General features: G+C 73.6%; 9 protein-coding genes and 1 pseudogene. 1 reads left to right on the top strand and 9 read right to left on the bottom strand.

The genetic code is table 11. From position 1 onward, the window contains the following. Positions 1-106: 106 nt before the first annotated feature. The 5 genes and pseudogenes from IH50_RS0110605 to IH50_RS0110585 all read right to left on the bottom strand — a co-directional run. A pseudogene (locus IH50_RS0110605) lies at positions 107-652 on the bottom strand (SDR family NAD(P)-dependent oxidoreductase); the annotation flags it as partial. Positions 653-731: 79 nt separating this feature from the next. Continuing rightward, positions 732-1,319 (bottom strand): TetR/AcrR family transcriptional regulator, encoded by a 588-nt coding sequence (locus tag IH50_RS0110600; protein ID WP_030859734.1) that lies wholly within the window; start codon positions 1,317-1,319, stop codon positions 732-734. A 47-nt stretch (positions 1,320-1,366) separates the two neighbouring features. Further along, positions 1,367-1,717: a nitrite reductase small subunit NirD gene (gene nirD / locus IH50_RS0110595; RefSeq protein ID WP_030859732.1), complete on the bottom strand. Its 351-nt coding sequence runs from the start codon at positions 1,715-1,717 to the stop codon at positions 1,367-1,369. Further along, the gene (gene nirB, locus IH50_RS0110590; protein WP_030859730.1) at positions 1,714-4,311 is read right to left on the bottom strand and encodes a nitrite reductase large subunit NirB; all 2,598 of its coding nucleotides are present in this window, start codon (positions 4,309-4,311) and stop codon (positions 1,714-1,716) included. Before nirB ends, nirD begins: the two co-directional genes overlap by 4 nt. Beyond that, on the bottom strand, positions 4,311-5,528 hold the full coding sequence (locus IH50_RS0110585; RefSeq protein WP_030859729.1) for an NAD(P)/FAD-dependent oxidoreductase: 1,218 nt from the start codon (positions 5,526-5,528) through the stop codon (positions 4,311-4,313). The genes nirB and IH50_RS0110585 overlap by 1 nt, the downstream gene beginning before the upstream one ends. Positions 5,529-5,702: 174 nt before the next feature. Between IH50_RS0110585 and IH50_RS0110580 the strand changes: the two genes are divergently transcribed. Continuing rightward, the gene (locus tag IH50_RS0110580) at positions 5,703-6,485 is read left to right on the top strand and encodes a sulfite exporter TauE/SafE family protein (RefSeq protein ID WP_030859728.1); all 783 of its coding nucleotides are present in this window, start codon (positions 5,703-5,705) and stop codon (positions 6,483-6,485) included. Between the two features lie 43 nt (positions 6,486-6,528). Here IH50_RS0110580 and IH50_RS0110575 read toward each other — a convergent pair whose 3' ends face one another. The 4 genes from IH50_RS0110575 to IH50_RS0110560 form a co-directional block, all read right to left on the bottom strand. Beyond that, the gene (locus IH50_RS0110575; RefSeq protein ID WP_030859727.1) at positions 6,529-7,179 is read right to left on the bottom strand and encodes a class F sortase; all 651 of its coding nucleotides are present in this window, start codon (positions 7,177-7,179) and stop codon (positions 6,529-6,531) included. A 117-nt stretch (positions 7,180-7,296) separates the two neighbouring features. Beyond that, positions 7,297-7,842: a hypothetical protein gene (locus tag IH50_RS0110570; protein WP_030859726.1), complete on the bottom strand. Its 546-nt coding sequence runs from the start codon at positions 7,840-7,842 to the stop codon at positions 7,297-7,299. Between the two features lie 411 nt (positions 7,843-8,253). Next, on the bottom strand, positions 8,254-8,661 hold the full coding sequence (locus IH50_RS0110565) for a gamma-glutamylcyclotransferase family protein (RefSeq protein ID WP_030859725.1): 408 nt from the start codon (positions 8,659-8,661) through the stop codon (positions 8,254-8,256). A 68-nt stretch (positions 8,662-8,729) separates the two neighbouring features. Next, a complete protein-coding gene (locus tag IH50_RS0110560; protein WP_030859724.1) occupies positions 8,730-11,087 on the bottom strand; it encodes a molybdopterin oxidoreductase family protein in 2,358 nt (785 codons plus the stop codon). Positions 11,088-11,180 lie beyond the last annotated feature (93 nt).

Here is an 11,180-nt window from a genome sequence, read left to right as displayed (position 1 = left end):
GCACACCCTGCGCCCTCGCCCACTCTGTCAGCTTCACACCCTCACAACGATGCTCACCCAATCGAAGTTACGCTCAGTCAAACAACCTTGAAGGCGAACGGTTAACTACCCCCTCCGCGATGTGGTCCAGGGCGGCGCCCCGGGTGAGCGCGGAGACGGCCGCCTTGGTGGCGGCGTAGGCGGTGGCTCCCGGGGTGCGCTTGTGCGGGCCGAACGTGGAGGAGATGTTCACGATCGCGCCGCCGGCCGGCTGGGTGCGCATCTGGCGGATCTCCGCGCGCAGGGCGTGGAACACGCCGGTGACGTTGATGTCGAGCTGGCTCCGCCAGTCGTCGTCGGTCAGTTCGGCCAGGGGCTGCCCGCCCCGGAAGACGCCCGCGTTGTTGACCGCGACGTCCAGTGAGCCGAAGTGGCTCACGGCGGCGTCCACGCCGGCCTGGACGTCCGGGGCGCGGGAGACGTCGGCGGTGACGGCCAGCGCCTTGCCACCGGCCCGCTCGATCAGGGCCACCGTCTCCTCCAGCGGCTCCGGCCGTCGTCCGGCGGCGACGACGTGCGCGCCCTCCGCGGCGAGGGCGAGGGCGACGGCCCGTCCGATGCCGGAGCCGGCGCCGGTGACCAGGGCGGTGCGGTCGGTGAAACGGCTGGTCATGATCTCTCCTGATTCTTGACCGATCGGTTCAGTATGAGGTCAGGCATCGAGGGCCGCCGTCCGGCGGCCCTCGGGTGGTTCAGTCCTCGAGCAGTGCCAGCGCCTGTTCCGTCGCGTCCCTGATCCTGGCCGGGTCCGCGGACGCCTTGCCGACCACCCGCATCCCCTGCAGCAGGACGAGCAGCATGCGGGCGAGGGCGAGCGGATCGCGGCCGGCGGGCAGTTCGCCCTGGGCCCGGGCACGGACGAGCGCCGCGTGCAGCACGGTCTCCAGCCGGTCCCAGTTACGCTCGACCCGCCGCGCGGCCGTCACGTCGTGCGGGGCCAGCTCGGCCGCTGTGTTGGTGATGAAGCAGCCGCGGACGCGCAGGTCGTCCTCGATCGCCTCGGCGGCGTAGCGCCGCACGAGCGCCCGCACGCCCGGCAGGGCCGGGCCCGGCCGGGACAGGTCCTCCAGCATCGGCGGGAGCAGTCCCCGCTCGTAGTGCTCCAGCGCTTTCAGGTACAGCTCGCGCTTGCTGCCGAAGGTCGCGTAGAGGCTGGCGCGTCCGATGCCGAGGCCGGTGACGAGGTCGGACATCGACGTCGCCTCGTAGCCGCGCTGCCAGAACAGCTCCAGGGCTGCCCGCAGCGCGGCGTCCGGATCGAACTCCTTGGTCCTGGCCACGTAGAGCAGCCTAGGATTTTCTGAAACGGTCGGTCAAGAAACGGTGGTCAGGCGGCCTTCACCTCGTACGCCGTGACCCGTACCGTCTCGTCGTCCAGGCACTGGCCCGACTCCAGGTCGAAGCGCTGCTTCAGGAGGGGGGAGGCGACGAAGGGGCGGCCCTGGTGGGTGCCGGTCAGACCGCGGGAGAGGACCGCCGCGCCGGTGAAGGGGTCGCGGTTGTCGATGGCGTACAGGCGGCCGTTGCGGTCGGCGAAGACGGCGGCCTGGCGGCCGTCGGGGAGGAGGGCGGCCACCCCGCGGCCGGGCAGCAGCACGCTCAGGTCGCAGACCGTGAACCAGTCGTCGGCGAGGCGGAGCCGGACCTTCAGATCGGTGGTCTCGAGGGTCAGGGTCATCGCGTGGCACTTCCTTCCAGGATCTCGTCGGCGGGGCGCAGGCCGATGTTCAGCAGCGGCAGGTCGGGCTTCATCTGGTCGCGCTCGGGGACGAAGGCGACCACCGGGTCGGGGGTGTCGGGGGCGTTCACGAAGGACACGAAGCGGGCCAGCTTCTCCGGGTCGTTGATGGTCTCGGCCCACTCGTCGCGGTAGTGCGCGACGTGGGCGGCCATCAGGGCCTCCAGCTCGTCGCAGATGCCGAGCGAGTCGTGGACGACGACGTCCCGTACGTGGTCCAGGCCGCCGGGGATCCGCTCCAGCCAGGTGGAGGTGCGCTCCAGGCGGTCGGCGGTGCGGATGTAGAACATCAGGAACCGGTCGATCAGGCGGATCAGTTCGGCGTCCGAGAGGTCCTGCGCGAGCAGGTCGGCGTGGCGCGGGGTGGCGCCGCCGTTGCCGCCGACGTAGAGGTTCCAGCCGTTCGCGGTGGCGATGACGCCGAAGTCCTTGGACTGGGCCTCGGCGCACTCGCGCTGGCAGCCGGAGACCGCCGACTTGAGCTTGTGCGGGGAGCGCAGGCCCCGGTAGCGCAGCTCCAGGTCGATCGCCATGCGGACGGAGTCCTGGACGCCGTAGCGGCACCAGGTCTGTCCGACGCAGGACTTCACCGTGCGCAGCGACTTGCCGTAGGCGTGGCCGGACTCGAAGCCGGCGTCGACCAGGCGGGCCCAGATCGAGGGGAGCTGTTCGACCCGCGCGCCGAACATGTCGATGCGCTGGCCGCCGGTGATCTTCGTGTAGAGGCCGAAGTCGCGGGCGATCTCGCCGATCACGATCAGCTTCTCCGGGGCGATCTCACCGCCGGGGATGCGGGGCACGACCGAGTACGAGCCGTTCTTCTGCAGGTTGGCCAGGAAGTGGTCGTTGGTGTCCTGGAGGGCCGCCTGCTCGCCGTCGAGGACGTGGGTGCCGGCGCCGATCGTCGGGGCGAGGGAGGCGATGATCGAGCCGACCGTCGGCTTGCAGACCTCGCAGCCGTCGCCGCCGCGCGCCGCTTCCCGGCCGTGGCGGTCGAGCAGGTCCCGGAAGGAGGTGATGCGCAGGGCGAGGACGATCTCGTACAGTTCCTCGCGGGTCTGGGAGAAGCAGGCGCACAGGCCCTTGTCGACCTCGACGCCGCTCGCCTCCAGCTCGGCGTTGATCAGCTGGCCCAGGACCTTGACGCAACTGCCGCACGTCGTACCGGCCTTGGTGCACTTCTTCACCTCGGGCACGGTGGTGCACCGGTGCTCGGTGACGGCCTCGCGGATCGTGCCCTTGCGGACGTTGTTGCAGGAGCAGATGATCGCGTCGTCCGGCAGCGCGGACGGGCCGAGCTGCACGGGGGCCCCGGCGCCGGCCGGCAGCACCAGCGACTCCGGCGAGACCGGCGGGACGGAGCCGGTGAAGGCCTTCAGCGTGCCGTACGCCTCCGCGTCGCCGACCAGGATGCCGCCGAGCAGCGTGCCGTCGCGGCCGATGACCAGCTTCTTGTACAGGCCCGAGCGGGAGTCGGAGTAGACGACGTCCAGGCAGTCCTCGGCGGTGCCGTGGGCGTCGCCGAAGGACGCCACGTCCACACCGAGCAGCTTCAGCTTGGTAGACAGGTCCGCGCCGGTGAAGGACGCCTCGTCGGCGGCGATCGTCGCGGCGGCCGTCTCGGCCTGCTCGTATCCGGGCGCCACCAGGCCGTACACCCGGCCGTCGGCGGCCAGCGCGCACTCGCCGATCGCGAACACGTGCGGGTCGGCGACCGTGCGGCACTGCTCGTCGACCGCGATGCCGCCGCGCTCGCCGACGGTGAGTCCGCAGTCGCGGGCCAGCTGGTCGCGGGGGCGGACACCGGCGGAGAACACCACCAGGTCGGTGGAGAGTTCGGAGCCGTCGGAGAGCTTCATGCCGGTGACCGCGCCGTCCTCGCCGACCACGATCTCCTGGGTGCCGACGCCCGTGTGGACGGTCAGGCCCATCTCCTCGATGGTGCGCAGCAGCGCCGCGCCGCCGCCCTCGTCGACCTGGACGGGCATCAGGCGGGGCGCGAACTCCACGATGTGGGAGGTGAGTCCGAGGCCCTTGAGCGCGCCCGCCGCCTCCAGGCCGAGCAGACCGCCGCCGACTACGGCACCGGTGGTGGACTTCCGCGCGTACTCCTCGATCGCGAGGAGGTCCTCGATCGTGCGGTAGACGAAGCAGCCCTCGGCGTCCTTGTTCGGCACCGGCGGCACGAACGGGTAGGAGCCGGTGGCCAGCACCAGGACGTCGTAGCCGACGACCAGCCCGGAGCGGGCCGTCACCGTGCGCGCCTCGCGGTCGACGCTCTCCGCCGGGTCGCCGACGTGCAGTTCGATGCCGTGTTCCTCGATGAACGCCGGGTCCGTCATCGACAGGTCCTCGGGCGTCCTCCCCGAGAAGTACGAGGTGAGCTGGACACGGTCGTACGCCGGGCGCGGCTCCTCGCACAGCACGACCACGCGGTGCGTGGCGGTCAGGCCGCGCTCGGCGAGCGCCTCCAGGAAACGCTGGCCGACCATGCCGTGGCCGATGAGCACGATGGTCGGTGTGTCCGTGGACATCAGGAGCCTCCGTCATGGGTGAGCAGGTGGAGCAGGGGCCCGCCGTCGGAGGGGAGCGGCTCTGCTCCCTCCCAGGCGCGCGCGAGGGCGCCGACGGTGCCGAGTTCGCCGACCAGGACCCCGCCGACGAGGCGGTCGTCGCGGACGACGACCTTGCGGTAGGTGCCCCGGGTGGCATCGGTGAGCTGGACGACGTCGTCGCCCGGCAGCGCCTCGGTCTCGCCGAACGCGGCCAGGTCGAAGGGGCTGTGGGGGCCGGTGAGGGTGAGCCGGGTCAGCGAGCGGGTTCCGGTGTAGCGGGCGCCGGTGTCCCCGGCGAGCAGCGCGGCGAGCGCGTCGGCCTGTTCGAGGGCCGGGGTGGCCAGCCCGTACACCGTGCCGGCGTGCTGGACGCAGTCGCCGATCGCGTGGATGTACGGGTCGGAGGTGCGCAGTTCGTCGTCGACGACGACGCCCTTGCGGACGTCGAGCCCGGCGGCCTGTGCGAGACCGGTCCTCGGGTGCACCCCGCAGGCCAGGACCACGAGGTCGGCGTCGAGGGCGTAGCCGTCGGCCATCTCCACCGAGCGGACCGCGCCGCCGACGCAGCGCACGTCCCGCACCCGGCACTCGGTGTGGACCTCCACGCCGAGGTCGGTCAGATGCCGCCGGACCAGCTGGGACGCGGCCGGGTCGAGCTGGCGTTCCATCAGCCGCTCGGACTGCTGGGCGAGGACGACCTGCGCGCCGCGCTCGGCGAGCGCGCGGGCCGCGGAGACCCCGAGCAGCCCGCCGCCGATCACCACCGCCCGCACCCCGGGCCGTACCGCCTCGGCCAGGCCCAGGCAGTCGTCCAGGGTGCGGAACGCGTGCACGCCCTCGGGCAGCTCGTGGTCCTCGGTGAACAGGCCGCGCAGCGGCGGCAGTACGGGGTTGGAGCCGGTGGCCAGGACGAGCCTGTCGTATGCGATCACCGACCCGTCCGCGCAGGCGACGGTCCGTGCCGCGCGGTCGATGCCGGTGACCCGGGCGCGGGTCAGCTCCGCGGGCGCCGGCAGGGCGATCACCTCGGGGCTGTAGCGTCCGGCCAGCACCTCGGCGAGCAGCACCCGGTTGTACGGGCGGTGCTCCTCCTCGCCGATCAGCGTCACGGGCGTACCGAGCTCGCCGAGCCGCCGGGCGAGCCGTACGCCCGCGAGGCCGGAGCCGATCACCACCACACGCTCGTTCGAGGTCATGTCCTTGAGCCTGCGGTGCGGGTGTTACCCGTCGGCATCCCCTCTGTTTCCCGTACGGAACGCTGCCCTCAGCACAGGGGCGCGGCGGGTGTGAGGAGGCCGGCCCCGGTAGCAACCTCAAGTAACGCTCATCTTGATGGACGCAGCATCTATCCCGTCCTTAGGCTCACGGCCATGCCCGACATCTCCCTGACCACGGTCGTCCTGCTCTGTCTGGCCGCCCTCGCCGCCGGCTGGATCGACGCCGTGGTCGGCGGCGGCGGACTGCTGCTCCTGCCCGCCCTGCTGCTCGGCCTGCCCTCCGGCACCCCCGCCGCGCACGCGCTCGGCACCAACAAGGCGGTCGCGATCGTCGGCACCACGGGCGCGGCGGTCACCTACGCCCGCAAGGCGCCGGTCGACGTGAAGACCGCCGTACGCATCGGCCTCGCGGCCCTCGCCGGCTCGTCGGGCGGGGCGTTCTTCGCGGCCGGGATGAGCACCGAGGTCCTCAAACCGGTGATCATGGTGGTGCTGCTCGCCGTGGCCGCCTTCGTGATCCTGCGCCCCGCCTTCGGCACGGCCCCCGCCACCGGCCCGGCCACCCGCCGCCAGATCCTCGCCGCGATCGGCCTCGGCGGCCTCGGCATCGGCTTCTACGACGGTCTCGTCGGCCCCGGCACCGGCACGTTCCTCGTCCTGGCGCTCACCGCCCTGCTCCACCTCGACCTGGTCACCGCCTCCGCCACCGCCAAGATCGTCAACTGCTGCACCAACGCCGGCGCCCTCGCGACGTTCGCCTGGCAGGGCGCGGTGCTGTGGCAGCTCGCGGCGCTGATGGCGGTGTTCAACCTGGCGGGCGGCATGTTCGGCGCGCACACGGCCCTGAAGAAGGGCAGCGGCTTCGTCCGCGTCGTCCTGCTGACGGTCGTCTTCGCCCTGGTCGCGAACCTGGCGTACGAGCAGTGGCTGGCCTGAGCAGCACGCCGGGCCGTCCGTCCCCGGCCGGCGGTTCCCCGCCTCAGCGGCTGCCGGTCAGGTGGGCGTACACGACGACGTTGCCCTGATAGCCGGTGGTCCGGGAGTAGCCCCCGCCGCAGGTGATGACCCGCAGCTCGGGGCGGGGGGCCGCGCCGTACACCTTTTCGTCGGGGAAGGCCTGGGCGTCGTACACCTCGACGGCGTCCACCGTGAACACGGCGACGCCGCCGTCGCGGCGGTCCACCTCGACGGTGGCGCCCTTGCGCAGGGCGCCGAGGGAGTAGAAGACGGCGGGGCCCTCGGCGTTGTCGACGTGGCCCGCGACGATCGCGGTGCCCGTCTCCCCGGGGGTGGTGCCGGCCTCGTACCAGCCGGCCAGGTTCTTCCGGTCGGGAGGCGGGGCGTCGAGACGGCCGGTCTTCGTCAGGCCGAGGCCCGTCAGGGGCGCGTCCACCCCGATCGCGGGGATGCGGATGCGGTCGGGCGGGGAGGGCGGCAGGGCGGGCGCCGAGGCCCGGTCCGCGCCGCGGTCGTCGTTGCCCGTGTGCGCCTGGGCGGCGGACGGCTGCGGCGGCGCCTGCGTCCTGATCCCGCCGTGCAGCAGCCACATTCCCGCACACAGGGCGCACACCGTGACGGCGGCTATCGCTGCGTTGCCCGGACCCCCGGTCCGGCGGAACCTGCGGCGCATGACGGACTGACCTCATCTCGAATCGGCCCCCGTGCCCCCTCCGGGCCGCGAGGGGCGTCGGACCCGGAGGGGAGGGGACGTGCGGTACCGGCGGGGACGGGCGGCGGAGGATGCCCGTCAGATGTCATCGCCTCTCGCCCGGCGATGCAGGAGCCAGGTACCGCCCGCGGCGGCGACGGCGAGAGCCGTCACACCGGCCGCGGTCTGCACGGGGTCGGGGCCCAGCGCGCCCCCGACCCCCGTCTTCACACTTCCCCGGGGGACCACCTGCCGCGCGTCGGGCGTCAGCGTGACCACCAAATCACCGGCCACCCGCCGGTCGCTCCCGTCGCACGTCGCGACGATCTCGTACGTCCCCGGCTGCGCGCTCGGCGGCACCTGGAACTGTCCGATCGCGTCCCGTTCGTGCGCGCTCGGCGCCAGCGTGAACCGGCCGGCGCCCACGGCGGTGGAGTCGCCCGCCGCCGTCCCGCCGTCACCGCACGCCGCGGTGTTCACCGTGACGTGCGACCCCGGCGCGACCGAGGACGGGTACACCTCCAGGCTCCCCGCCGACGTGCCGGCGCCCTCCCCGGCGTACGCGGGCGCGGCGAGCAGCCCCGCGGCGGCCACGGCGAGCGCGGTGCCGGTCATGCCGGTCAGCGGCCGGGCGGTACGTCGCATCGATGCTCCCTCGGGCTCACGGAGGGACCACGGCCCGCGACACCCCACATGTGCCGCCGTCGCACGCGTCCCCGCCCCTCCGAGGTAAGTGCCACCGGGGCCGTACCGCTTCCTGAGAGGGCGTCGGGAGGCGGGCCGAATGGGTGTCGGGCGCACCCGGACGGCCGCCGTCCTTTGTCGCGTTTCAGCAGGTCAGCGGTGTTGCGCGGATCCGGTCGCGGGGAAGCGTCCGAAGGGTGCGGCACACGGGGGTGAACGGGTGACCTGCGCGTCCGCGAGGACCGCCCGCGGGGAGGCGGGCGCGGTGGGAGCACGCACCGGCGTGACGTGGGCCCGCGCCTTCCGCGTCTTCCGGGGGTGTTCCGGGCGGGCCGGGGGCGTGCCCGGATCCGGCGGGGGAGTGCCCGGCCGTCATCCCCGCCACTCCCCGCTCTCGACGATCCTCCCCCGCTCCCGCAGCCGGGCGGCGACGGCGGGCGCGGCGACGTACACCCAGGCCCGCACCGCCGTGCCGTCACCGGTGCGGACGACGTCCCGTGCCACCCGCTCGTAGAGACTGCGCGGATCGCCGGGTACGTACTCCTCCAGCCGGTCCAGCTCGGTGAGCAGCCCCGCGTAGGCCTCCGGCAGTACGGTCACCAGCTCCCCGCTCACCACGGAGCCCGGCTCCTCGATGGCGTACGGGTAGCCGGGGCCCTCGTACAGCACCGCGCCCCGGAGCCGGCCGGGTTCCTCGCGCAGGGTGCGGCCGCGCAGGAAGAGGTCGTGGTTGGTCCCGCCGGGACGGAGGGTGCCGTAGACGAAGAAGGGGAGGAGCACGTTCACCTGCGCGGACGGTCGGCGGAACCTTGCGCGACGATTCTCACCCCGCGCGCCCGCGACCGGTCTCACTTCGCGCGCCCGCGACCTCCGTGACCGGCCTCCACCGTCTCCAGCCGTACCGCGCACGCCTTGAACTCGGGCATCCGGGAGGTCGGGTCGAGGGCGGGGTTGGTGAGGGTGTTGGCGCGGCCCTCACCGGCCCAGTGGAACGGCATGAACACCGTGTCGGGCCGGATCGCGGCCGTGATCCTGGCCGGCGCCACCGCCCGCCCCCGCCGGGACACCACGGCCACCGGGTCGCCCTCGGCCGCGCCGAGCCGCTCCGCGAGCCGGGGGTGCAGCTCCACGAACGGGCCGGGCGCGGCGGCGTTCAGCTCGTCGACGCGCCGGGTCTGGGCACCGGACTGGTACTGCGCCACGACCCGCCCGGTGGTCAGCAGCACGGGGTACTCGTCGTCGGGCTCCTCGGCGACCGCCCGGTGCGAGACCGGCGCGAACCGCGCCCGCCCGTCCTCGGTGGCGAACCGGTCGAGGAAGAGGCGCGGGGTGCCGGGGTGGACGCCGGGGGCGGCACCCGGGCGGGAGGCGGGAGCGCCGCCGGCGGTGCCGAGCGGGGCGGTGCCGTCGGCCCGCGCCGAGTCGTCGAGCGGGGCGTCGGGCTCGCCGGTGCCTTGCGGAGCGTGTCCGGCACCGGCGATACGGCGAGAATCGGGTCCGGCTTCGGTCTCGGGCGTGGCTTCGGCTCCGGTCTCGGGTCCAGCTTCGGCTCCGGTCCCGCCCGCCTCTGGCGGGCCGTCCGCCGGTGCCGGGCACGGCCAGAACACGCCGTTCTCCTCCGCCAGCCTCCGGTAGGTGATCCCGGAGTAGTCCGCTGGCCCGCCCGCGCTGGCCCGGCGCAGCTCCTCGAAGACCTCCTCGGGATCGGTCGGGAACTTCTTCTCCAGGTTCCCTTCCCCGCCCAGCCGCGCCGCCAGCTCGTGCATGACCTCCAGGTCGCTGCGGACGCCCTCCGGCGGGGTGATCGCCTGCCGTCGCAGCAGCACCCTGCCCTCCAGGTTCGTCGTCGTCCCCGTCTCCTCCGCCCACTGCGTCACCGGCAGGACGACATCGGCGAGCGCGGCCGTCTCCGACAGCACCACGTCGCACACCGCCAGGAAGTCCAGCGAGCGGATCCGCTCCTCGATGTGCGCGGCGCGCGGTGCCGACACCACCGGGTTGGAGCCCATCAGCAGCAGCGCACGGATGTCCGTACCGAGCGCGTCGAGCAGTTCGTACGCGCTGCGTCCCGGCCCCGGCAGCGCGTCGGGGTCCACGCCCCACACCTCGGCGACGTGCGCCCGCGCCGCCGGATCCGTCAGCTTGCGGTAGCCGGGCAACTGGTCGGCCTTCTGGCCGTGTTCGCGCCCGCCCTGCCCGTTGCCCTGCCCGGTCAGGCACCCGTACCCGGACAGCGGCCGGCCCGCCCGCCCCGTCGCCAGGCACAGGTTGATCCACGCGCCCACCGTGTCGGTGCCCTTGGACTGCTGCTCGGGCCCGCGCGCGGTGAGCACCATCGCGGCCTCCGGCTCGCAGAACAGCCGTACGGCCTCCCGCAGTTCGGGGACGGACACGCCGGTGATGCGCTCCACGTACTCCGGCCAGTGCGCCATCGCGGCGGCCCGGGTCTCCTCCCAGCCGCTGGTGCGCTCCCGGATGTACGCCTCGTCGGTGCGCCCCTCGGCGACGATCAGGTGCAGCAGGCCCAGCGCCAGCGCGAGATCGGTGCCGGGACGCGGCGCCAGGTGCAGATCGGCCTGCTCGGCGGTCTTCGTGCGGCGCGGGTCGACGACGATCAGCGTGCCGCCGTTCTCCCTCAGCTCGGTGAAGTACCGCAGCGACGGCGGCATGGTCTCCGCCGGGTTCGACCCGACCAGGATCACGCAGCCGGTCCGCGGGATGTCCTCCAGCGGGAACGGCAGTCCGCGGTCGAGGCCGAACGCCCTGCCCCCCGCTGCCGCGGCCGACGACATGCAGAACCGCCCGTTGTAGTCGATCTGGGAGGTCCCCAGCACCACCCGCGCGAACTTCCCCAGGCTGTACGCCTTCTCGTTGGTCAGCCCGCCCCCGCCGAACACCCCGACCGCGTCCGCCCCGTACTCCGCGCGCGTCCGCCCGAGCCCCCCGGCGACCCGCGCCAGCGCCTCCTCCCAGGAGGCCGGCACCAGCGCGCCCCCCTCGGACCGCACCAGCGGCGAGGTCAGCCGCACGCTCGACGACAGCACGGCGGGCGCCGTACGCCCCTTTCCGCACAGCGCCCCCCGGTTCACGGGGAAGTCCGCGCGCTCGCTCACCTCGACGGCGCTCCCGTCGGGCGCCGGCGTCAGATTCATCCCGCACTGCAGGGCGCAGTAGGGGCAGTGCGTGGGCGTCACGGTGTCTCGCATACGGCCCAGGCTGCGCCCCCGGTGTTACGCACCGCGCCGGCCGCTGTTACACCCCGGGTACGGCGACCTCCCCGCCGGCCGGGGGGCGCGGTG

Origin of the sequence: Streptomyces sp. NRRL S-37 (genome assembly GCF_000721605.1) — a bacterium.
Taxonomy (GTDB): domain Bacteria; phylum Actinomycetota; class Actinomycetes; order Streptomycetales; family Streptomycetaceae; genus Streptomyces.
The sequence above is the reverse complement of the archived record's forward strand: the minus strand, read 5'-3'. Positions and strand labels throughout refer to the sequence as shown.

What these genes read in the sequence shown, in the direction of transcription:
- nirD (WP_030859732.1), bottom strand. Translation starts at nt 1,717, where the DNA reads ATGACCCTGACCCTCGAGACCACCGATCTGAAGGTCCGGCTCCGCCTC.
- nirB (WP_030859730.1), bottom strand. Translation starts at nt 4,311, where the DNA reads ATGTCCACGGACACACCGACCATCGTGCTCATCGGCCACGGCATGGTC.
- IH50_RS0110585 (WP_030859729.1), bottom strand. Translation starts at nt 5,528, where the DNA reads ATGACCTCGAACGAGCGTGTGGTGGTGATCGGCTCCGGCCTCGCGGGC.
- IH50_RS0110580 (WP_030859728.1), top strand. Translation starts at nt 5,703, where the DNA reads ATGCCCGACATCTCCCTGACCACGGTCGTCCTGCTCTGTCTGGCCGCC.
- IH50_RS0110575 (WP_030859727.1), bottom strand. Translation starts at nt 7,179, where the DNA reads ATGCGCCGCAGGTTCCGCCGGACCGGGGGTCCGGGCAACGCAGCGATA.
- IH50_RS0110570 (WP_030859726.1), bottom strand. Translation starts at nt 7,842, where the DNA reads ATGCGACGTACCGCCCGGCCGCTGACCGGCATGACCGGCACCGCGCTC.
- IH50_RS0110560 (WP_030859724.1), bottom strand. Translation starts at nt 11,087, where the DNA reads ATGCGAGACACCGTGACGCCCACGCACTGCCCCTACTGCGCCCTGCAG.